We start from the raw sequence: 20,266 nt of genomic DNA on the forward strand, positions 1-20,266 counted from the left end.
TTCAGTACAGCAGGTTCCGGAACACCAGGGAGACGTCCGGCACGAAGGTGATGATCATCAGGCAGGCCAGGATCACCAGCACGAAGGGCAGCAGGGGCCGGACGATCCGGTCGAGCGGGATGCCGGCTACCTGGCAGGCGGCGAACAGGTTGACCCCGAACGGCGGCGTGATCATGCCCATAGCGAGGTTGACCACCATCACGAGCCCGAAATGGATCGGATCGATCCCGAAATGAGCCGCGACGGGTGCCAGGATCGGGGCCAGCACGATGATCGCGGCCGACGTCTCCACGAACATGCCGAGCACGAACAGGAAGGCGTTGACCGCCAGCAGGAATCCGACCGTGCCGTCGATCGACTGCACCAGCCACTCGCCGACCGCCACCGGGATGCCGGCCCGGTTGATCAGGAAGCTGAACAGCCCGGCGGTCGCGATGATGAACATGATGATCGCGGAGGAGATGACGCTCTTGCGCAGGATCGGCACCAGATCGGAAATCCCGATCTCGCGATAGATCACCAGCCCCACCAGCAGGGCGTAGAAGACCGCGACCACCGACGCCTCGGTCGGGGTGAAGACGCCGCCATAGATCCCGCCGATGATCACGACCGGCATCAGGAGCGCCAGGCCGGAGCGCCGGACGGCGGCCGTGAAGCTCAGCCGGCCGTCCCGGTCGTCGCGGCCATAGCCCTTGATGCGGCACCAGACATAGACGAAGGCGGTCAGCGCCGCGGCGATCAGCAGGCCCGGCCCGATGCCGGCGATGAACAGCTCGCCGATCGACACTTCAGCCGAGACCGCGTAGAGGATCATCGGTATCGACGGCGGAATGATCACGCCCAGCTCGGCCGAGGTCGCCTGGAGGGCCGCCGCGAAGGGAGCGGGATAGCCGTGCTTCACCATGGCGGGGATCAGGATCGCGCCGATCGCGAAGGTCGTGGCGACGCTCGATCCGGACACCGCGGCGAAGATCATGCAGGTCAGCACGCAGGTGCAGGCGAGCCCGCCCTGGACGCCGCCGACGATCGACTTGGCGAAATCGACCAGCCGCGTCGAGATGCCGCCGACCTCCATCAGGTTGCCGGCCAGGATGAAGAAGGGAATCGCCGCCAGCGGATAGCGGTCGAGCGAGACGAAGAGCTGCTGGGCGACCAGCAGCAGCGGCAGGTTGGTGAAACCGGCGATGCCGACGACGCTGGCGATGCCGATCGAGATCGCGATCGGGACGCTGAGCGCGAACAGCACCAGCATGGTGACGAGGATGGTCGTGCTCATCCGGCGGCCCCTTCCAGTTCGACGTCACGCCGGTCGAGGTAATGGGCGATCACGGCCAGCAGCGAGAAGAAGGAGCCGACCGGCAGGGCGGCATAGGCCCAGGCGATCGAGATCTCGAGGCCGGCCAGGGTCTGGAAGCGGACCCGCCAAGCCATCTGGACGCCGAACCACAGGATCACCGCCAGCAGGGCGATGCTGTTGAGCGTGATGAAGCCGCGGAGCGCGGTCCGCCAGCTTCCGGAAACCGCCCTGTAGGCAAGATCGACCGCCACCAGCGCGCCGTGCCGGAAAGCGATCGTAATTCCCAGGAACACCATCCAGATCAGGGAGGTGCGGGTGAGGGCCTCCGACCAGGTCGAAGGCTGCTCGAAGACGAAGCGGGTGACGACCTGGTAGAAGGCGGACACCGCCGCCACCACCAGGCAGGCGGCGGCGGCGTGCCCGATAACCCGGTTCATCGCCCCCTCTACCGCCAGGAAGATCCGGATCATGGAATCCGACGGTCAGGGCGTGTAGTTGCGGATTCGGTCGATATTCTCCTTGCCGAACCGCTTGGAGTATTCCGCATAGGCCGGCTCCAGCGCCTGCTGGAACTTGGTGCGGTCGACATCGGTGATGACTTCCATCCCGGCCTTGCGCAGCTCCTCCACTCCGTTGGACTCGACCGCGGCGACCTTCTCGCGCATCGCCTTGGCGGCGACGGCGGCCGAATCGCGGAACATCTGCTGTTCCTCGGCGCTGAGACCGTCGAAGGTCGACCGCGCCATCAGGATCATGGCGGGCGAATAGACGTGGCCGGTCAGCGTCAGGTACTTCTGCACCTGGGCGAACTTGGACGCGGTGATGACCGGGATCGGGTTCTCCTGGCCGTCCACGGTGCCCTGCTGAAGGGCGGTGAACACCTCGGTGAAGGCCATCGGGGTGGGCAGCACGCCGAGCTGGCGGAAGGCGGTCATGTGCACCTGGTTCTCCATGGTGCGGACCTTCAGCCCCTTGGCGTCGGCCGGGTCGTTGATCGGGCGCTTGCTGTTGGTGATGTGGCGGAAGCCGTTCTCGCCCCAGGCCAGGGCCACGATGCCCTTGTCCGGGAACAGCTTCAGCATGTCCTGCCCGATCGGCCCGTCCAGCACCGCGCGGGCGTGGGCGTAGTCCTTGAAGAGGAACGGGATGTCCACGATCGCCACTTCCGGCACGAAGTTGCCGACCGGGCCGGTCGAGGTCACCACGAGATCGATCGTGCCGATCTGCGCGCTCTCGATCAGCTCGCGCTCCGCGCCGTTGGGGGTCGAGACGACCTTGAACTTGCCGTTGCTGCGCCGGGACAGCTCATCGGCCAGGGTGGACGCCGCCACGCCGTAATGCGAGGCCGACGCCGTGGGGTGGCCGAGCTGGAGCGTCGTCTGGGCCCGGGCAGCTCCTGCCGTGAGCGCGAGGGCCAGGGCGCCGACCATCCAATACATTGCCTTCATGAGCTTGAACCTCCCAGTTCGTTCCTTGGTCACCGCGCTGCGGGCCGAATCTTGCGGACAAGGTTTAGCAGCCGTGTGGAAAACTTCAATTGGCATCGCTTCGACGGCAGGAAGGTTTTCGCATTCGGGGCGAGTTGAATAGACCAATTTGTTCAGTTTTTCTGGTATCGTCGAGGAAAGACCGCGTTGCCAGAGCATGTATCCCGTGGACAAGCACCCAACCCCCGCAGCGGACGACATCAAGCTGCGCGCCCTGATCGACACCGCCCCCGACGGCATCGTGATCATCGACAGGTTCGGCGGCATCCAGACCTGCAACCCGGCGTGCCTGCGCCTGTTCGGCTACGCGCCGGAGGAGGTGCTGGGCAGGAACGTCAAGATGCTGATGCCCGACCCATACCAGGAAGAGCACGACACCTATCTGCGGAACTATCGGGAAACGGGCCACCGCAAGATCATCGGCATCGGCCGCGAGGTCCACGGCCGGCGCAAGGACGGCTCCGTGTTTCCGATGGAGCTGTCGGTCGGAGAGGCCGGGGCGGACGAGGAACGCATCTTCATCGGCATCATCCGCGACATCACCGAGCGCAAGCAGTACGAAGCGATGCTGCTTGAGCGGAAGGCCCGCCTCACCTCCATCCTGGAGACGGTGCCCGACGCGATCATCGTGATCGACCAGCGCGGCATCATCGAGTCGTTCAGTCCGGCCGCGGAACGTTTGTTCGGCTACCCCTCCGCCGAAGCCGTGGGACGCAATGTCAGCATCCTGATGCCGGCCCCCTACCGCGGCGCCCACGACGGCTACATGAACCACTACCTGTCGACCGGCGAGAAGCGGATCATCGGGATCGGCCGGGTCGTCGTCGGGCAGCGGGCCGACGGCACCACCTTCCCGATGGACCTGGCGGTGGGCGAGGTCACCCTGGCTGGGCGCCGGCTGTTCACCGGGTTCGTCCGCGACCTGACGGAGCACCAGCATGCCGAGAAGCGGCTGCAGGACCTGCAGTCGGAACTGCTGCACGTCTCCCGCTTCAGCGCCATGGGGCAGATGTCCTCGACCTTGGCCCATGAATTGAACCAGCCCCTGACCGCGATCACCAACTACGTCAAGGCGTGCCGGCGCATGATGGACGCGGCGGAGCACAAGCCGGGCGTGAAGGTGCTGGAGACCATGGACAAGGCGGTCGCCCAGGCGACCCGCGCCGGACAGATCATCCGGCGCATGCGGGACTTCATCGAGAAGGGACAGACCGACCGCACCGCCGAGCCGATCAACAAGGTGATCGAGGAGGCGAGCGCCCTTGCGCTGGTGGGCGCCAAGCAGGAGAATATCCGGGTGCATTTCGAGCTGACGCCGGACGCGCCGGCGGTGTGGATCGACAAGATCCAGATCCAACAGGTGGTCCTCAACCTCGTCCGCAACGCCATGGAGTCGCTTGCCCAAAGCCCCGTCCGCGACTTGACCATCGCCACCGCGATCACCCACGACGACCTTGTGGAGGTCAGCGTGAGAGACACCGGATCGGGTCTGGCGCCGGTGGTGGCGGCCAACCTGTTCCAGCCCTTCGTGACCACCAAGGAAAAGGGCATGGGCCTGGGCCTGTCGATCTGCCGCTCGATCATCGATGCCCATGGCGGCCGCCTGTGGGCCACGCCCACCCCCGGAGGCGGCGTGACCTTCCACTTCACGGTGGAGATCGCCCGCCCGGAGAATACGGATGATGCCTGAACATGGTCGGCCGGGAACCGTCGTCGTCGTCGACGATGACGATGCCGTGCGCGATTCCCTGCAGGTCCTGCTGGAATCCGCCGGGTTCACGGTGGAAGCCTTCGCTTCCCCGGTGGAGTTCCTCGCCTCCCCCGCGCCCGGCCGGGCCGGCTGCCTAGTGGTCGATGTCCGGATGCCGGAAATGGACGGCATCCAGGTCCAGGAGACGCTGAACGCCGGCAACAACCAGCTTCCCGTCATCGTGATGACCGGCCACGCCGACGTTCCCCTGGCGGTCCGGGCGATGAAGGCGGGTGCCGTTGATTTCGTCGAGAAGCCGTTCGACGACGAGGTGATGATCGAGACCGTGCGCCGCGCCCTCCAGATCCGCCCCGCCGCGAACCCGGAGCTTGTCCAGCGGATCGCGCAGCTGACCCCGCGGGAGCGCGAGGTGCTGGAGGGGCTGATGGCGGGCCATGCCAACAAGGTCATCGCGTACGAGTTGGACATCAGCCCGCGGACGGTGGAGATCCACCGTGCGCGGGTGATGGAGAAGATGCAGGCGCGGAGCCTGTCCCAGCTTGTCCGGATGGCGCTGGAGGCCGGCATCGCGCCGCCGGGGGCGTGACGTCAGGCGGGCTTCCGGGGGCGAGGCGTCAGGCATCGAAGCGGCCGGCGGCGAGCAGGTCCAGGACGGCGCGCTCGATCCCCTGCTTGAGGACGGTCTCGTTGACCTGCCGGCGCAGGTCGTCGATGCCCAGGCGGCGGCTCCATGCCCGCTGGCGGCGCCGCTTGGCGATCCAGGCCCTGACGCGGGCGCGGTGGCGCTCGTCCAGGGCGGCGAAGTCGGCGGGAGCCTCCCGCAGGCAGCGCCGGTGGAACTCCTCCAGGTCGCCCAGGGCCATGCGCGGCGGCATGGTGCCGGGCAGGCCGTGGGCGGCCAGCTCCGACCGGGGCCACGCGGGCCAGCGGCACGGTTCGCCGGATTGCCGGACGCCGGGGCGGGCCCAGTCCGGCATGCGGGCGAGCCCGGCGGCGATCTCCGCCTCCAGCGCCTGGAGCCGGAGGCCGGCGTCGCGGTGGCGGGCCAGGAGCGCCGCCAAGCCGCCGGTCGGGACCGGGGCGGCGGCTGTGGCGGCGGCTGTGGCTATGGCGGTGGGCAGGGCCGCGAGGGGTAGGCTTGCCGCCGACGTTAACAAGAACCGGCGCGAAACGGCCGTGGGTGTGCTAATTGGCTCGATCAGCCATGAGTCGAATCCAGAGGTCGATGAGTGGTCAGGCCGGGTCGGGGAGGTACCAGCGTCCCTACTCGGCCGCCTCGCGGGCGCGAGGAAGCGCGACACTGGACAGGTTTCGCGGGTGCGTCAACCGTGGGGACCGGGTTCCAGGACGTGTGCGCGGGCGGGATACGCGCAGGGAGGGTGATGATGACGGCCCTCTCCCCCGGTTATGTCATCATGTGTCATCATTCGCCGGATCGGTTGCCCTTCGGGTCGGGGTGGTTAAGCGGCGGCTTCTCTATCGCGGCCCCTCCCTCTGATGTCAGCAAGTGTCAACTTTCGCCCTGGCCGGCCACGGTCCATGGCGGTCCGGAACGGCGAATGCCGCATGCCCAAAGTTATCGAGTAGGGGCAGAAACGCTCCCATTTCGTCATGCCCGGATCAAGTCCACGAATGTCCGGCACGTTTTTTGTCAACTCAATCAGAGGAAGCTTTTCTGGTGGAGCGCTCCTCTCTTAATCGTCATGACCGGGCTTGACCCGGTCATCGCTTGCAGGCTTCATCGATGCCGCCGTGCGGAGAGATGCCCGGATCAAGTCCGGGCATGACGAAAAGGGGGTGTTTTTGCCCCTGATTAAGTCTTTTGAGAAAACGGCAAATACCGTGCCGGACAGCTGTGCCCGTCGTCGGAACGACAGCGGGTTGAGCTGAAGAATGCGCCCCCCGGGGTGATGTAAACAAACGTCATGATCCGTGGGTACCGGCGCAGGGCATCCGCGACGGAACGGGATCGCCCCGGCTTGTTTCTTATTCACGCTTCAAAGATCCCGGTCGCGACGGCAAATCACGACACCGGCGCAGTGTATAGGAATTTATGCTGAAACGCCAGCGAACAGGCGGGAGGAGCGGTTTCGGATCGGGTAGGCGCGGACCATCCCGGCGCGGTGCTGCCGACCCGCCCGGGCCTCATCCGCCGCTTCCGCGGATCTCCTCCTGAAGCTGTCGTATCTCCGCCACCCGGTTCTGCCAACGTAGTTTTTCGGCGGCTACGGCAGCTTCATCAAGCACGGTGAGCCCAGCTTCGCGGTTGCCGGAAGCGGCAAGAAGTTGCCCGAAATAGAACCCAGTTTCAGCCAGGAAGTCAGCCTGCCCAAGGTGGCGGGAAATGGCAAAGCTTTCCGTCACCTCGTCGGCAATGATCTTCAAATCTTCTTGATCGGATACTCCGCACTTAATCCGAAGCATAGCGCACCGGTACAGTACGTATGCAATACTATAAATGTCTCCCATCTGCCGATGGATCGGCAAAGCTTCCTTGATTCGGATACGCAGCGCCTCCTCGTGCTCACCGCGCCCCTGCAGGATGTCGGCGATCCAACCCATCGTCACCGCGCGAGAGCGCACGTCGCCCAGTTTCTCGAAATGCGCCTTTGCCTCGTCGAGGAGGCGTTCGGCCTCGGCGGGGTTTCCAGCCCGTCGTCGGAGACCGGGGGCGCGTCATGGCCGGCGAGGCGCGGGTCGGGACGCGACCAGTGCGTTTTTTGGCGGCGTGGATGTCGCGGAATGCGGGGATCAGGCTCGGTGAGCACCATGTTGGGCCACGGGTCCAACCTACGGCGATTCGCCGATCCGTAGGTTGGATCCATGGCCCAACAACTGGGCAGGGAAACCGGGTAAAATCAGGCGTAGACCGCTTCCAGCTTGTCGAACAGCGTCCAGAAGGACGGCGGGGTGCGGCCGGAGAGCTTGTCGGCGAGGATCGCCAAGTGGCTGTGCCAGCCGGCGCCGACATTGGTCAGGGACGGGGCGTCGGGCAGCCGGCGGTGGGTCAGGACGAGGCGCACCCCCTCCCCTTCCCGGGCCAGCTCGAAGGTCACTTCGGACGGCTCCTCGGTCCCGCCGCCCCAGGTGAACGCCAGCACATGGGGCGGCTCGCAGCGGGTCACTTCATGGCTGGTGGTTATTCCGGTGTCGTAACGGCGGAACCTCTCGGGCGTGGGAACCCGCTGCGGCGACAGGCCGCTGTTGTCGAAATGGAGGGAGAAGGCGCTGCCGGCACGCGGTTCCATCTCGCCGGAGGCCAGCCATTGGCCGCGCTTCTCGGACTCGGTCAGGTAGGCCCAGACCCGCTCGATGGGTCCCGGCAGCAGGCGCTCGAACCGGATCGCTCCGGGCTCGACGACGGTCCCCATGCCGTCGGGGATCGTTTCGGTAGTGGTTTGTTCTGCGGCGGTCATTCGCTTCCTCCTCGGTTGGTGGTCTCTTCGGTGGGTTCGGCTTTGAGCAGGGTTTCCAGGGCGTCGAGCCGGCCGGTCCAGAAGCGCTCGTAGAAGCGGATCCAGTCCTGCGCGGCGGCCAGCGGCGCCGGCTGAATGCGGCAGACATGCGCCCTGCCCTGTATCTGGCGGCGGACCAGCCCGGCGCGTTCCAGCACGCGGACATGCTTGGACGCAGCCTCCAGCGACATGGAGAAGGGGGCAGCCAGTTCGCCGATCCGGCGTTCGCCCGCTGCCAGATCGCGCAGCATCGCCCGCCGCGTGGGATCGGCCAGGGCTTGGAACACCAGATCCAGGTTCGTCGCGTTATGTTCAACCATGTGGTTGAGTTAAAGGCAGCGGCGGCGGATTGTCAACCGAATTGTTGAATATAGCGAGGCACTAGGGGTTATTCCGTATTTATCGCCGGGGCGGTCGGGCCTATTTTTCCCCTACGAAGCGCGACGGTGGTCGAGGAGGTCGCGGTTCATCGTCCGACCGCTGGAGGCTGGGGTGAGTGCGCATTATAATCGGACGGTCTTCCTGGTCGACGACGACGAACCCGTGCGGGACTCGCTGAAGACCCTCCTGGAATCCTACTGCATGCCGGTCGAAGACTATCCGTCCTGCCCCGAGTTCCTTGAGAACTTCAAGGCGGAGGATGCCGGATGCCTGGTGCTGGACCTGCATTTGCCGGTGATGAGCGGCCTGGAATTCATGGAAACCTACCGCACCCGGCTCAACGACATGCCGGTGATCCTGATCACCGGACGCGGCGACCCCGCCACCAAGGCGCGGGCCCTGGAGGCGGGGGTGCTCGCCTTCATCGAGAAGCCGTTCGAGGACGAGATCCTCGTCGACATGATCCGGACCGCGCTCGCCCGGCCGACCCGTCATTGAGGCCGGCCGGAAAGCCGCTCCCGGTCAGTCCCGGTCAGAAGCGCAGCTTCAGCTTGCCCATGATCCGCTCGTAATCGTCGCCGAAGCCATAGGCCACGCCGAGTTCGATCCGGTCGAACCGGAAACGGCCGGCGGTCGCGGCCTTTGCGAGGCTGACCGAGACCTCGTCGAACGCTTCGACGAACAGGTCGTCGCCCAGGTACCGGCTATCCACGAAGGACACCGTCGCAAGCAGCGGGGCCGCCCCTTCGGTCAGGTCCCGCGACACCGAGATGCCGTTGCGCAGGATGACGTTGGTCAGGTCGTAATCGATGTCGTAGTCGCCGACCGACACGCCGGTCGCCCGGTAGACACCCGCCATGTTGCCGAGGCCGAACCGCCAGCCGCCCCAATCCCAGCGGAAGTCGCTGGTCAGCGATCCGGAATAGACCACCGCCGCGGCGCCCATGTCGATCGATCCGGCGATGCCGGCCCGGACCGCCGGTGTCAGCGACCAGGAGTCGGTCAGCGGCACCCGGACGCCCACGCCCAGCGACCCGGACAGCGAGTCGGACTCGCCGGTCCGGATCCAGTTGACCGGCAGGTCGAACAGGACGGCGGCATCGGACCCTTCAAAGTTCAAACGGTAGGACAGCGCGCCGGTCACCCGGTCCTGGTCGTAACCGCCCGGAGCCGTACCCCGCCCGCCCTCGACCGCGAAGCCGAACAGGTCGGTTCCCCCCTGCCCGCCGGAGCGGCCGAGCGCGTCGGTGCCCTGGGAGAAGTCGGCCGCACCCATCAGCGACATCAGGCTGTCCGGGTTGCCGGCCACCGGATCGATGGCGGTCTCCCGCACGGCGGCCTGGAGGATGCTGGTGACGTCGCTGGCGCCCTGCCCCTTGAAGTAGTCGGACAGGGCGTCCTCCGCCTCGTCCCGGGTCGCCCCGGTGAAGGTCCGCTCGATTCCGGCGGCGGGCACCTTCAGCACCAAGTCGGCCCCGGCGCCCGGATACTCGATCGTGGCGCCCAGGCCCCGCAGGTTGAAGACGGCGGTGGCGGGAGCGTTGTCGGTATAGCTCGGCAGAAGGTTTCTCAGGCTGCTGCCCGAGACGCTGTCGATGGCATCCTCGATGCTGTCATAGCTGTAGGTCCTGCTCTCGCCGTTGGCGCTCAGCGTGGCGACGAAAGCGTCCGCCGCCCCGGCGCTTGAGGCCGGCACGAGAACCAGCGGCAGCAGCACCGTCGAGACGGCCGTCGAGGCCGCCAGAAAACCTGACCTGTTCACCCAAACCCTCGCGATACACAGTTGGCGGGTCGCCTGCCGCCCGCCGTGGCGAGGGAATAGGGCAAACTGGTTAACTATCCATTAAGGTTAACCCGTTCATTCGATCTTGGACTGGGGGTTTTCCGACAGCTCCATGATCAAGCTGGTGGTCAGGTAAAGCCTCGGGGCGATGCTGGACAGCTCCATATATTCCTCCGGCGAATGCAGGCCGGCGCCGACGACGCCCATGGTCTCCAGCACGGCGGGCTTGGGACTGCCGGGAACATAGGCATAGCCGGCATCGGTGCCGAAACGCATGGCGACCGGCTCGACGGTCTGCCCGATCCGGCCGTAGACCTGCGTGGCGAGCGCCGCCAGCTCATCCGAGCCCTGGTTCTTCGCCAGCGGCGGGCGTCCCTTCTCGATGCGGAACTGCACCTCCGTGTCGGGGATCAGCTTGTCCGCGATGATCCGCCGGCCATCGGCCAGGACGCGGTCGTATTCGGTCAGATCGGAATAGCGCATGTCGGCTTCGGCGGCTGCGGACGACGGGATGATGTTCCGCTTCTCCCCGCCCTTCACGATGGTCCAGTTGACCGTGGTGCCCTTGGCCGGATCGCCCAGGTCCTTGAGCCGGACGATCTGGTGGGCAAGTTCGGTGACCGCGTTGCGGCCCTCCTCGGGAGCGGAGCCGGCGTGCGACGCCCTGCCTTCGACATCCAAATACACCGTGTTGATGCCGTTGGTCGCGGTCGTGACGGCATCCTTGTCCGGCGGCTCGTAGGAGAAGACATAGTCCTGTTCGCGCGCCAGATCGGCGATCATCCGCTTGGAGCCGCCCGAACCCGTCTCCTCGTCGGGGTTGAACAGGACCGTGATCGAACCGTAGCGGTCGAAGCCCTGGTCGCGCAGCAGCTTCAGCGAATGGAGGATCATGGCGAGGCCGCCCTTGGCGTCGGCGACACCCGGCCCGTAGGCCCGCTCCCCATCGACCTTGAACGGCCGCTCCGCGGCGGTGCCGGGGCCGAACACCGTGTCGTAATGGACCATCAGCAGGAACTTCGCCTCTCCCGACCCCTTCAGGGTGCCGACGATGTTGCTGCCGACCGACGGCTGCGCGGGAGTGACCTCGACCTCGGCGCCGAGACTCTTCAGGCGCTCCACCAGCATGCCTTCCACCTTGGACAGGCCTTCCGCGTGGCCGGTGCCGGTATCGACCGCGACCAGCTGTTCCAGGGTCGTCAGGAACTCCGGCCGCTCGGCCTCGGCCCGCTTCAGCAGCTCGTCGGCAGGCTGGTCCGCCGATCGGCCCGATTCCTGGGCGGCGGCCATGGAGACGCCGAAGGACGACAGCGCGATCGCCGCCACCAAGGTTGCAGGTCGCATGAGCATGGGGGCATTCCTCCACTGGGTTGACCGGATCGTCGTCCCGTTCAACACCCGGAGCCGGTCAAGGTCGCGTGGACAAAAGGGAGCCATCCTCCAGCCGCCGGACGAGGTCGGCACCGGTCACCAGGCTCTCCCGATGGGTGATCAGCAGGACGGTGCGGCCGGCGAGGCGCTGCCGAAGCTCGCGCATCAGGGCGGCCTCGGTGGCGGCGTCCAGGCCCTCGGTCGGCTCGTCCAGGATCATCACCGGCGCGTCCTTCAGCAGCGCCCGCGCCAGCGCCAGCCGCCGGGCCTGGCCGCCGGACAGCAGCACGCCGTTCTCCCCGACCCAGGTCAGGATGCCGTCCGGGAGGGATTCGACGAAGTCGGCGAGCTGGACGACCTCCAGCGCTTCCCACAGCTCGGCGTTGGTCGCATCGGGGCGCCCGATCAGCAGGTTTTCCCGGATGTCGGCGGCGAACAGGTGGGTGCCCTGGCTGACATAGGCCATGTGCCGGTGCAGGTCCTCCTGCCGCAGGTCGCGCAGATCGACGCCGCCCAGGGTCACGCGGCCGGCATCCGGATCGACCAGGCGAAGCGCCAGCTGGGCCAGCGTCGACTTGCCGACGCCGCTCGGCCCCAGCAGCACCGACACGCGCCCCCGGGGCAGTTCCAGCGACAGGTCCTTGAGCACCGGCTTGGCGCCGTGGGCGAAGCTGACGCCCCCGAAGCGCAGGGTGAAGTCTTCGGGCACCGCCGCCGGCGCTTCCGGATCGCGCACGCCGGGCCGCATCTCCGCGATTTCCAGCAGGCGGCGCGCGGCGGCGCGCGTCCGGCCGAGATACTGGTAGGCCAGCGGCAGCGGGGCCGTCGCCTCGAACACCGCCATGACGACGAACACGACCAGGGCCGCCGTCGGACCGTCCAGCCGGTCGGTCTCCACCTCCCCGACGACCAGCACCAGCGACACCCAGACGGCAAGCCCCGCGGCCAGCATGGTCAGGCCGGCGGACAGGCCGGTGATCGAACTCATCCGCCTCTGCCGCGCGATCAGCAGGTCGGTGTCCCGTGCCATGGTTTCCAGATGCCGCCCGTCGGCGGCGAAGGCCCGCAGGTCGGCCAGCCCCTGGATGCCGTCCACCGCGCGGGTCCGGAGCCGCGCCCCGACCTCCACCAGGTCGCGTCCCGCGCCGGCTGCCAGCCGTCCGGCCAGCGCGGGCACGCCGACGCCCGCGAGCAGCATCAGCGCCGCCGTCGCCAGGGCCACGCCGGGATCGATCCAGCCCAGCGGCGTCAGAACCCCGATCGCGGTCACCAGCGCCACGGCGCTGGGGGCGACCACCCGGAGATACAGGTTGTCGAGCGCGTCGATGTCGGCGGTCAGGCGGGTCAGCAGGTCGCCGCCGGTCAGGCGCGCCACCTGCCCCGCATCCAGCGGCAAGGCGCGCTCGAACAGCCAGCGGCGCAGGTCGGCCAGCAGGCGGAAGGTCGCCTCGTGGTTCACCAGCCGCTCGGCATAGCGGCCCGCGGTCCGGATCAGCGCGGCGGCGCGGATGCCGGCGCTGGGCGTGAAGATGTTGAACCCCACCGCTCCCAGGCCCAGGCCGGCCAGCGCGCTGCCGGTGATGAACCAGCCGGACAGGCCGAGCAGGCCGATCCCGGCGGCGAGCGTCACCAGCATCAGCAGCGCTCCCAGCGCCATGCGCCCGCCGTGCCGCCGGAACAGTTTCAGGAAGGGCCACATGTCACGCATCGGCCGCCACCATCCTGCCGCTGCCGATCTCGACCCGCCGCTCCGCCCAGCCGATGCCCGACAGGCTATGGGTCGCGATCAGGACCGTCCGGCCGAGCGCCAGGGTGCCCAGCGCCTCCAGCACCAGCGCCTCGTTGGCGGCGTCGAGGCCGGCGGTCGGCTCGTCCAGCAGCAGGACGGGCGCGTCCTTCAGGTAGGCTCGCGCCAGCGCCACCCGGCGCGCCTCCCCGCCGGAGATGCCGTGGCCGCGCTGGCCGATCAGGGTGTCCAGGCCGTCCGGCAGCCGGGCCGCGAAATCGCTGACCCGCGCAGCGTCGGCGGCGGCCTCGACCGCCTCGTCGGAGGCGTCGGGCCGCGCCAGCCGGATGTTGTCGCGGATGGTGCCGTGGAACAGATGCGGGTTCTGGCCGACCCAGGCGGTCAGGTCGGCCGGGTCGATCCGCCCGACCTCCAGCCCGCCGATCCGGACCGAGCCCGCACCGGGCCGCAGGAACCCCAGGAACAGGCCGATCACGGTCGATTTGCCGGCGCCGCTCGGCCCCACCAGCGCCACCCGCTCGCCGGCGCCGACAGTCAGGGAGAAGCCGCTCAGGACCGGCCGCGCGCCATCCCCGCCGCCATCCTTCCCGCCGCCGTGGGCGAATTCGACGCCGGTCATCTCAAGCGCCATGGGGCCGGCGCCGGCCGGTGCCCGGATGCCCGCAGGGGGCTGCGCCGGCGTGTCCAGCACCGCCAGGATCTGCCCGGCCGCCCCGACCGCGGCCGCCCGGTCGTGATAGTGGGCGGCGAGCTGGCGCAGCGGCAGGAAGAACTCGGGCGCCAGAAGAAGGACGAACATGCCGGTCGCCAGCGTGACGTCGCCGCTCGGGCCGAACCGGACATAGCCCAGCAGGCTGAAGCCGACATAGACCGCGACCACGGCGACCGCCATGGCGCTGAACAGCTCCAGCACGGCGGACGACAGGAAGGCGATTCGCAGGACCCCCATGGTGCGCTGCCGGTACTCGTCCGAGACCCGGCCTATCAGGTCCAGCTCCCGCCGAGCCTGCCCGAACAGCTTGAGGGTGGTCAGCCCCTGGAGACGGTCCAGGAAGTACCCGCCCATGCGGGCCAGCGCCTCGAACTGGCGGCGGCTCGCCGCGGCGGCTCCCATGCCGATCAGCGACATGAACAGCGGCACGAAGGGTGCCGCCAGCAGCAGCATGCCGCCGACCACCCAGTTGACCGGAAAGATCGCCGCCAGCAGGGTCAGCGGCACCAGCACCGAAAGCGCCATCTGGGGCAGGAACCGGGCGAAATAGCCGTCCAGCGCGTCGACCTGCTCGATCAGGACCGTCGACAGGTCGCCGCTGTGCCGGCCGCCGGCATAGGCTGGCCCGAGCCGCGCGATATGCCCGTACAGTTCCCGCCGGAGCGCCGACCGCACCCGGGCCGCCGCCGAAAATCCCGCCACCTCCGCGCCCCAGGCGCAGACCGCCCGTGCGCCGTAGACTGCGAGCAGCCCCCACAGGGCCGGCATCAGGTCGGCCCGCGGGACGTCGTCGACGATCGCGGCGTGGAGAACATGGGCGATCAGGCCGGCCTGGACCAGCAGCAGGACCCCGCTGGCGAAGCCGGCGCCGACCGCGAGACCGATCCCGAGACGGGCCTGCCGCGCAAGTCCGCCCAGCCACTTCGCCGCCTGCCGATCCGTCACCGATTCCTCTCGTCCATCCCGCGCTTCCCACGTGACATATGTCCCGCCCGCATACGTAAAACCCCTTAGGTACAAACCCTTACGTAAAATCCCGAACTTAGCCGCGAGGCCGGCTGGCTCTATACCTCGGTGACGGACGACGAAAGTCCAAAGAATCCGATCAAACGGAGCGGAGAGGTAGAGAGATCATGGTCCAAGCCCTTGCGATCGCCGACACGGTACCGGCAGCATCCGTCACCATCGGAGGCATGGCCCAGGCTCGCCGCCGGACTGCCAACACCTCTTCGCCTCCGCCGTCATGGACACCGGGCACCGCTTCCCGCTGGGCCATGCAAACCTCCGACCCGCTCGAAACCATCGCGACCGTCGCGACGGTGGATCGCGACTGCCCGCTGTTCCGCGAGGGCGACCATGCCAACAACGTGTTCGAGGTGACGAGCGGCACCATCCGGGTGTTCAAGCTGCTGCCCGACGGACGCCGCCAGATCATCGGGTTCCTGGAAGCCGGGGATTTCCTGGGCCTCTCCTTCAACGACACGTATCTCTACACGGCCGAAGCGGTGACCATGGCGGCGGTCCGCCGGTTTCCGCGCCGCCGGCTGGAAGCCCTGATCGACGAGAACCCCACCGTTCGCCGCCGCCTGCTCGCGGTCACCGCCAACGAGCTGCTGGCCGCCCAGGAGCAGATGGTCCTGCTGGGCCGCAAGTCCGCCAAGGAAAAGATCTGCACCTTCCTGATGACCCTGTCGCGCAAGGCGGCCAAGCGCGGGCTGAGCGACACGCGCCTGACCATGCCGATGGGCAGGTCCGATATCGCCGACTATCTGGGCCTGACGATCGAGACCGTGTCGCGCACCATCACGTGCCTGAAGACGGCCGGCCTTATCCGCCTTCTGGAAGGCCACAAGATCGAGCTGACCGACCCGAACGCCATCGCCGACCTGTCCGACGCCGCGTGAGGCCCGCCGCTCAGTGCGGCAAGGACTTCGAGAAGACGTTGACGATGACGACGCCGGCCAGGATCAGGCTCAATCCCAGGACGGCCGGAGCGTCGAGCGCCTGCTTGAACCAGAAGAATCCCACCAGGGTGATCAGCACGATGCCGAGGCCGCTCCAGATCGCATAGGCGATGCCGACCGGCAGGGTCCGGAGCGCCAGAGACAGCAGGAAGAACGACCCCCCGTAGCAGACCAGCGTGACCACGGCCGGCAAAGGCTTGGTGAACTGCTCGGACAGCTTGAGGGCGGAGGTCCCGATGACCTCCAGCACGATGGCGGCGAACAGGATCGCATAGACCATTACCGTATCTCCTCGGCACGCATCCGTTCAGGCCGTCACGAGCGGGTCAGCGCGATCAGCCGTTCGGCGACGCGCCGCCGCATCCCGGCATCGATGTCGTACAGCCTGCAGACGTCGGCGAACCACAGGCCGTCGGCCGCCAGCCGGGCGACCAGGGCGCCGACCGGGTCCGCGCATTCCCCCTGATCGACGGCCCTGAACCCCTTCAGGCGGTCGCGCCAGCCGTCCAGGAGCGACGGATCGGACATGAAGGCGGCGCCGAGCGCCTCCCAGCGCCTGAGTTCCTCGTCCGGCTCGCTGACCGCCGTCCGCACATAGGCCCGGGCGCTGCGTCCGCGCGGGTCCGCATCCGCCGCCGCGATCCCGTCGGCAGTCCGCGCGAAGCGCCTGGCCATCGTCTCGACCATGGCCGCCAGGAGCGCCCGCTTGCTGGGAAAATGATGCAGCAGCCCGCCCTTGCTGACCCCCGCCCGCTTCGCGACCGCATCCAGCGTCAGGGCCGCGACACCCGCCTCCCCCACGAGTTCCCCCGCCACCTCCAGCAGGCGCTGCTGGGTGACTTCGGGCTGGCGTCGGCGGGTGCGGGTCTCGATCATGGCTGTTACATACCGTCCGGACGGTATGTCGGGCAAGCTGATTTGGAGGGACGTGCTCTTCTCGGGTCCGCAGATGGACGCAGATGGACGCAGATAAACATAGATAGAAAAAGCTCATTCCATTGCATGCGGAGGCGGAAATCCGGTTTCACGGCACAATAATTCATCTGAGTTTATCTGCGCGCATCTGTGGATAACCCGTCAAACCGTCCAACGAAGGAGAGATGGCGCGAAGCAGAGGTGGACATACCAGTTTACCCGCGCGAAACTGTCCCGGCCCGGGCAATCCGGGTGGAGAACAAGCAGACCGTGATCGAACGCGGTTCGCAGGGGGAGACCAAGGTATGCGTTTGTCCGGCAAGACCGCGTTGGTAACCGCGGCGGCCCAGGGGATCGGCCGCGCCACGGCGCTGGCTTTCGCGCGCGAAGGCGCCGATGTCGTCGCGACGGATCTCAATCTAGACAAGCTGAAGGAACTGGAAGGCACCGAGCGGCTGACCGTGCGCCGGCTCGACGTGCTCGACCCGGAGGCGATTCGGCAGCTCGCGGCCGATCTCGGCGCGCTGGACGTGCTGGTCAACTGCGCGGGGTTCGTCCACAACGGCACCATCCTCGACTGCGAGGAGAAGGACTGGGACTTCTCGTTCGACCTCAACGTCCGCAGCATGTACAGGATCGTCAGGACGTTCCTGCCGGCCATGCTGGAGCGCGGCCAGGGCGGGTCGATCGTCAACATCGCCTCGGTCGCCTCGTCCGTGAAGGGCATTCCCAACCGGTTCGTCTATGGCGCCAGCAAGGCCGCGGTGATCGGGCTGACCAAGTCGGTCGCCGCCGATTTCGTGACCAGGGGAATCCGCTGCAACGCGATCTGCCCCGGCACGATCCAGAGCCCCTCGCTCGACGAGCGGATCGCGGCCATGGGCGACGCCGAGGCGGCCCGCAGGGCCTTCGTCGCGCGCCAGCCGCTCGGCCGGCTGGGCACGCCGGAGGAGATCGCGTCGATGGCGGTCTATCTCGCCAGCGACGAATCCGCCTTCACCACCGGCCAGATCCATATCGTGGACGGTGGCATCAGCATCTGAGTCCGCTCAGGAACATGAGGTCCAAGACATGGCAGACGTGACCGTCGCCGACATCGAAGCCGCCCGCAAGGCCGCCCGCTACCCCAGCCTGGACGGCAGGGCCGTGCTGATCACCGGCGGGGCGTCGGGCATCGGCGCTTCCACCGTGGCGCATTTCGCGATCCAGGGGGCCAGGGTCGGCTTCATCGACCGTGACGAGGCCGCCGCGGAGGGCCTGCTCGCCACCCTGCGCGAGGCCGGGGTCGCCGCCCCGCTCTTCGTCGGGTGCGACCTGACCGACATCTCCGCCGCCAAGGCCGCCGCCCAGCGGATCGAAGGCGAGCTCGGCCCGATCCGCGTGCTGGTCAACAACGCGGCGCGCGACGACCGGCACAAGATCGCCGAGGTCACCCCGGAATACTGGGACGACCGCTTCAACGTGAACCTGCGCCACCAGTTCTTCATGGCCCAGGCGGTGGCGCCCGGCATGGCGGAGGCGGGCGGCGGCTCGATCGTCAATCTCGGCTCGACCTCCTGGTATGTCTGCACCGACGACCTGGCGGTCTACCAGGCGGCCAAGGCCGGCGCCCTGGGGCTGACGCGGGCGCTCGCCCGGGACCTGGGGCCGTCGGGCATCCGGGTCAACCATGTGGCGCCCGGCTGGATCATGACCGAACGGCAGAAGTCCCTGTGGGTGACGCCCGAGAAACTGGAGGGCAACCTCGCCCGGCAGTGCCTGAAGGAAGAGCTAAAGCCGCATGACGTGGCGCGGATGGTCCTGTTCCTGGGGGCCGACGACAGCCGCATGTGCTCGGCCCAGACCTTCATCGTGGACGCGGGAACCGTCTGACCATGGCGGGGCACGATCATGAACATGACCATGGGGAGGGCGGGCACGCCCACGCGGCTCCGGCCTCCCCGCTGGCCCGGCGGGTCAAGGCGCTGGAGGCGCTGCTGGTCGCCAAGAAGCTGGTCGATCCGGCCTCCCTCGACGCGCTGATCGACACCTACGAGCACAAGGTCGGCCCGCGCAACGGCGCGCAGGTCGTGGCGCGGGCCTGGGTCGATCCGGCCTACAAGGCGCGGCTGCTGGACGACGCGACGGCGGCCATCGCGGAGTTCGGCTTCACCGGCCGCCAGGGCGAGGACATGGTCGTGGTCGAGAACACGCCCCGGATCCACAACCTGGTCGTCTGCACCCTGTGCTCCTGCTATCCCTGGCCGGTCCTCGGGCTGCCGCCGGCCTGGTACAAGTCGGCCCCGTACCGATCGCGGGCGGTGCTCGATCCGCGCGGCGTGCTGGCCGAGTTCGGGACCGAGGTCGCGGACGACGTCGAGGTGCGGGTCTGGGACAGCACGGCCGAGTTGCGCTACCTCGTGCTGCCCGAGCGCCCGACCGGGACGGAGGACATGGGCGAGGAGGAACTGGCCGGCCTGGTCACCCGCGATTCGATGATCGGCGTGACCCGCGCCAGGTCCCCGGCCCGGGAGGAGCCGGCATGAACGGTGCCCACGACATGGGCGGCATGCACGGCATGGGTCCGATCGACACCGATCCGAACGACCCGCTGTTCCATGCCGAGTGGGAGCGGCGGGCCTTCGCGGTCACGCTGGCCCTGGGCTTCCAGGGGCGGTGGAACATCGACACCTCCCGCCACGCGCGGGAGAACCGTCCTCCGCCGGAATATCTGGGCAGCAGCTACTACGAGCTGTGGTTCAAGGCGGCGGAGAAGCTGGCGCTCGACACCGGCCTGATCACCGCGGAGGAGCTGGCGACCGGCGTTCCGCAGGCGGTCTCCGACACCCCGCCGCCCGACCCGGAACGGGTCGCGGCGATCCTCCGGAAGGGCTCCAGCGCGCGGCTGCCGGACACGGTGCCGCCCCGCTTCAAGGCGGGGGACCGCGTGCTGGTCCGGGATGTCACGACGCCCCGCCACACCCGCGTGCCGCGCTATTGCCGGGGAAGGACCGGCGTGATCGACCGCGACCACGGCGTCTACATCTTTCCCGACACCCATGCCCACGGCGAAGGGACGAAGCCGCAGCATTGCTACAGCGTGCGCTTCACCGGCCGCGCGCTGTGGGGCGACGCGGCGCGCGAGAAGGACACCATCCTGGTCGACCTTTGGGACGACTACCTGGAGCCCGCGCCATGACGGGGCCGGGGGGCATGGGTCCGGGCGACGAGCAGCATTTCCGGGAACCGTGGGAGGCCCAGGCCTTCGCCATGACGGTCAAGCTCCACGAGGCCGGACACTTCACCTGGCCCGAATGGGCCGCGACCCTGTCGGAGGAGATCGCGGCCGCGCAAGGCCGGGGCGACCCCGACGAGGGGCAGACATACTACCATCACTGGCTGCGCGCGCTGGAGCGCATGGTCGTGAGCAAGGGCCTGATACCGCCCGATGAGATGCCTTGAGG

The 20,266-nt window shown here is 68.0% G+C and carries 22 protein-coding genes; 9 read left to right on the forward strand and 13 right to left on the reverse strand.

Going from position 1 to position 20,266, the window contains the following annotated elements; all coding sequences use genetic code 11:
- Nucleotide 1: 1 nt before the first annotated feature.
- From DPR14_RS18030 to DPR14_RS18040, 3 genes are read right to left on the reverse strand one after another with little or no spacing between them, the layout of a single operon-like run.
- A complete protein-coding gene (locus DPR14_RS18030; protein ID WP_158046387.1) occupies nt 2–1,276 on the reverse strand; it encodes a TRAP transporter large permease in 1,275 nt (424 codons plus the stop codon).
- Entirely contained in the window at nt 1,273–1,767 is a 495-nt protein-coding gene (locus tag DPR14_RS18035; protein WP_158046388.1) for a TRAP transporter small permease, read from the reverse strand. The genes DPR14_RS18030 and DPR14_RS18035 overlap by 4 nt, the downstream gene beginning before the upstream one ends.
- 12 nt (nt 1,768–1,779) lie before the next feature.
- On the reverse strand, nt 1,780–2,745 hold the full coding sequence (locus tag DPR14_RS18040; protein ID WP_158046389.1) for a TRAP transporter substrate-binding protein: 966 nt from the start codon (nt 2,743–2,745) through the stop codon (nt 1,780–1,782).
- Between the two features lie 205 nt (nt 2,746–2,950).
- On the opposite strand from DPR14_RS18040, the gene DPR14_RS18045 reads away from it, so the two are divergent.
- Entirely contained in the window at nt 2,951–4,474 is a 1,524-nt protein-coding gene (locus DPR14_RS18045) for a PAS domain-containing sensor histidine kinase (RefSeq protein ID WP_246148302.1), read from the forward strand.
- Entirely contained in the window at nt 4,464–5,081 is a 618-nt protein-coding gene (gene fixJ / locus DPR14_RS18050; RefSeq protein WP_211103813.1) for a response regulator FixJ, read from the forward strand. The genes DPR14_RS18045 and fixJ overlap by 11 nt, the downstream gene beginning before the upstream one ends.
- A gap of 28 nt (nt 5,082–5,109) precedes the next feature.
- Here the strand turns inward: fixJ and DPR14_RS18055 are convergent, their stop codons facing one another.
- The 4 genes from DPR14_RS18055 to DPR14_RS18070 all read right to left on the reverse strand — a co-directional run bounded on the left by DPR14_RS18055 (nt 5,110) and on the right by DPR14_RS18070 (nt 8,270).
- On the reverse strand, nt 5,110–5,556 hold the full coding sequence (locus DPR14_RS18055; RefSeq protein ID WP_158046391.1) for a hypothetical protein: 447 nt from the start codon (nt 5,554–5,556) through the stop codon (nt 5,110–5,112).
- 1,084 nt (nt 5,557–6,640) lie between these two features.
- Nucleotides 6,641–7,057, reverse strand: a complete 417-nt coding sequence (locus DPR14_RS18060) for a hypothetical protein (protein ID WP_158046392.1) — start codon at nt 7,055–7,057, stop codon at nt 6,641–6,643.
- A 296-nt stretch (nt 7,058–7,353) separates the two neighbouring features.
- The gene (locus DPR14_RS18065; RefSeq protein WP_158046393.1) at nt 7,354–7,911 is read right to left on the reverse strand and encodes an SRPBCC family protein; all 558 of its coding nucleotides are present in this window, start codon (nt 7,909–7,911) and stop codon (nt 7,354–7,356) included.
- Nucleotides 7,908–8,270 carry an ArsR/SmtB family transcription factor gene (locus DPR14_RS18070; protein WP_158046394.1) on the reverse strand — a complete coding sequence of 121 codons (363 nt, stop codon included), beginning with the start codon at nt 8,268–8,270 and terminating at the stop codon, nt 7,908–7,910. Before DPR14_RS18070 ends, DPR14_RS18065 begins: the two co-directional genes overlap by 4 nt.
- 172 nt (nt 8,271–8,442) lie before the next feature.
- Between DPR14_RS18070 and DPR14_RS18075 the strand changes: the two genes are divergently transcribed.
- Entirely contained in the window at nt 8,443–8,829 is a 387-nt protein-coding gene (locus DPR14_RS18075) for a response regulator transcription factor (RefSeq protein WP_158046395.1), read from the forward strand.
- 34 nt (nt 8,830–8,863) lie between these two features.
- On the opposite strand, the gene DPR14_RS18080 is transcribed toward DPR14_RS18075, so the two are convergent.
- From DPR14_RS18080 to cydD, 4 genes are all read right to left on the reverse strand, one after another.
- Nucleotides 8,864–10,093, reverse strand: coding sequence for a hypothetical protein (locus DPR14_RS18080; protein ID WP_158046396.1), 1,230 nt, complete (start codon nt 10,091–10,093; stop codon nt 8,864–8,866).
- A gap of 96 nt (nt 10,094–10,189) precedes the next feature.
- Complete coding sequence (locus DPR14_RS18085) at nt 10,190–11,464, reverse strand: M20/M25/M40 family metallo-hydrolase (protein ID WP_158046397.1); 1,275 nt, start codon at nt 11,462–11,464, stop codon at nt 10,190–10,192.
- A 58-nt stretch (nt 11,465–11,522) separates the two neighbouring features.
- The gene (cydC, locus tag DPR14_RS18090; protein WP_158046398.1) at nt 11,523–13,193 is read right to left on the reverse strand and encodes a thiol reductant ABC exporter subunit CydC; all 1,671 of its coding nucleotides are present in this window, start codon (nt 13,191–13,193) and stop codon (nt 11,523–11,525) included.
- Nucleotides 13,186–14,889, reverse strand: a complete 1,704-nt coding sequence (cydD, locus tag DPR14_RS18095) for a thiol reductant ABC exporter subunit CydD (RefSeq protein WP_211103814.1) — start codon at nt 14,887–14,889, stop codon at nt 13,186–13,188. Before cydD ends, cydC begins: the two co-directional genes overlap by 8 nt.
- A gap of 188 nt (nt 14,890–15,077) precedes the next feature.
- Here cydD and DPR14_RS18100 point away from each other — a divergent pair, with 188 nt between their 5' ends.
- A complete protein-coding gene (locus DPR14_RS18100; RefSeq protein ID WP_158046399.1) occupies nt 15,078–15,848 on the forward strand; it encodes a cyclic nucleotide-binding domain-containing protein in 771 nt (256 codons plus the stop codon).
- Between the two features lie 10 nt (nt 15,849–15,858).
- Here the strand turns inward: DPR14_RS18100 and DPR14_RS18105 are convergent, their stop codons facing one another.
- Both DPR14_RS18105 and DPR14_RS18110 read right to left on the reverse strand, forming a co-directional pair.
- Complete coding sequence (locus tag DPR14_RS18105) at nt 15,859–16,188, reverse strand: DMT family transporter (protein WP_158046400.1); 330 nt, start codon at nt 16,186–16,188, stop codon at nt 15,859–15,861.
- 35 nt (nt 16,189–16,223) lie between these two features.
- Nucleotides 16,224–16,784, reverse strand: coding sequence for a TetR/AcrR family transcriptional regulator (locus tag DPR14_RS18110; protein ID WP_158046401.1), 561 nt, complete (start codon nt 16,782–16,784; stop codon nt 16,224–16,226).
- A 344-nt stretch (nt 16,785–17,128) separates the two neighbouring features.
- Here DPR14_RS18110 and DPR14_RS18115 point away from each other — a divergent pair, with 344 nt between their 5' ends.
- The 5 genes from DPR14_RS18115 to DPR14_RS18135 are packed head-to-tail and all read left to right on the forward strand — an operon-like array spanning nt 17,129 to nt 20,264.
- Complete coding sequence (locus tag DPR14_RS18115; RefSeq protein WP_158046402.1) at nt 17,129–17,866, forward strand: SDR family oxidoreductase; 738 nt, start codon at nt 17,129–17,131, stop codon at nt 17,864–17,866.
- Nucleotides 17,867–17,894: 28 nt separating this feature from the next.
- Nucleotides 17,895–18,695 carry an SDR family NAD(P)-dependent oxidoreductase gene (locus DPR14_RS18120; RefSeq protein ID WP_158046403.1) on the forward strand — a complete coding sequence of 267 codons (801 nt, stop codon included), beginning with the start codon at nt 17,895–17,897 and terminating at the stop codon, nt 18,693–18,695.
- Nucleotides 18,696–18,697: 2 nt separating this feature from the next.
- Complete coding sequence (gene nthA, locus DPR14_RS18125) at nt 18,698–19,348, forward strand: nitrile hydratase subunit alpha (RefSeq protein ID WP_158046404.1); 651 nt, start codon at nt 18,698–18,700, stop codon at nt 19,346–19,348.
- Nucleotides 19,345–20,001 carry a nitrile hydratase subunit beta gene (gene nthB / locus DPR14_RS18130; protein WP_158046405.1) on the forward strand — a complete coding sequence of 219 codons (657 nt, stop codon included), beginning with the start codon at nt 19,345–19,347 and terminating at the stop codon, nt 19,999–20,001. The genes nthA and nthB overlap by 4 nt, the downstream gene beginning before the upstream one ends.
- Nucleotides 19,998–20,264: a nitrile hydratase accessory protein gene (locus DPR14_RS18135; protein WP_158046406.1), complete on the forward strand. Its 267-nt coding sequence runs from the start codon at nt 19,998–20,000 to the stop codon at nt 20,262–20,264. The genes nthB and DPR14_RS18135 overlap by 4 nt, the downstream gene beginning before the upstream one ends.
- The last annotated feature ends 2 nt before the right edge of the window (nt 20,265–20,266 follow it).

Source organism: Skermanella pratensis (genome assembly GCF_008843145.1).
Lineage (GTDB): Bacteria > Pseudomonadota > Alphaproteobacteria > Azospirillales > Azospirillaceae > Skermanella > Skermanella pratensis.

Excerpts from the sequence above, each read along its gene's own strand:
- DPR14_RS18030 (WP_158046387.1), bottom strand. The coding sequence starts at position 1,276 with ATGAGCACGACCATCCTCGTCACCATGCTGGTGCTGTTCGCGCTCAGC.
- DPR14_RS18035 (WP_158046388.1), bottom strand. The coding sequence starts at position 1,767 with ATGATCCGGATCTTCCTGGCGGTAGAGGGGGCGATGAACCGGGTTATC.
- DPR14_RS18040 (WP_158046389.1), bottom strand. The coding sequence starts at position 2,745 with ATGAAGGCAATGTATTGGATGGTCGGCGCCCTGGCCCTCGCGCTCACG.
- fixJ (WP_211103813.1), top strand. The coding sequence starts at position 4,464 with ATGATGCCTGAACATGGTCGGCCGGGAACCGTCGTCGTCGTCGACGAT.
- DPR14_RS18060 (WP_158046392.1), bottom strand. The coding sequence starts at position 7,057 with ATGGGTTGGATCGCCGACATCCTGCAGGGGCGCGGTGAGCACGAGGAG.
- DPR14_RS18065 (WP_158046393.1), bottom strand. The coding sequence starts at position 7,911 with ATGACCGCCGCAGAACAAACCACTACCGAAACGATCCCCGACGGCATG.
- DPR14_RS18070 (WP_158046394.1), bottom strand. The coding sequence starts at position 8,270 with ATGGTTGAACATAACGCGACGAACCTGGATCTGGTGTTCCAAGCCCTG.
- DPR14_RS18085 (WP_158046397.1), bottom strand. The coding sequence starts at position 11,464 with ATGCTCATGCGACCTGCAACCTTGGTGGCGGCGATCGCGCTGTCGTCC.
- cydC (WP_158046398.1), bottom strand. The coding sequence starts at position 13,193 with ATGCGTGACATGTGGCCCTTCCTGAAACTGTTCCGGCGGCACGGCGGG.
- DPR14_RS18100 (WP_158046399.1), top strand. The coding sequence starts at position 15,078 with ATGGTCCAAGCCCTTGCGATCGCCGACACGGTACCGGCAGCATCCGTC.
- DPR14_RS18105 (WP_158046400.1), bottom strand. The coding sequence starts at position 16,188 with ATGGTCTATGCGATCCTGTTCGCCGCCATCGTGCTGGAGGTCATCGGG.
- DPR14_RS18110 (WP_158046401.1), bottom strand. The coding sequence starts at position 16,784 with ATGATCGAGACCCGCACCCGCCGACGCCAGCCCGAAGTCACCCAGCAG.
- DPR14_RS18115 (WP_158046402.1), top strand. The coding sequence starts at position 17,129 with ATGCGTTTGTCCGGCAAGACCGCGTTGGTAACCGCGGCGGCCCAGGGG.
- DPR14_RS18120 (WP_158046403.1), top strand. The coding sequence starts at position 17,895 with ATGGCAGACGTGACCGTCGCCGACATCGAAGCCGCCCGCAAGGCCGCC.
- nthA (WP_158046404.1), top strand. The coding sequence starts at position 18,698 with ATGGCGGGGCACGATCATGAACATGACCATGGGGAGGGCGGGCACGCC.
- nthB (WP_158046405.1), top strand. The coding sequence starts at position 19,345 with ATGAACGGTGCCCACGACATGGGCGGCATGCACGGCATGGGTCCGATC.
- DPR14_RS18135 (WP_158046406.1), top strand. The coding sequence starts at position 19,998 with ATGACGGGGCCGGGGGGCATGGGTCCGGGCGACGAGCAGCATTTCCGG.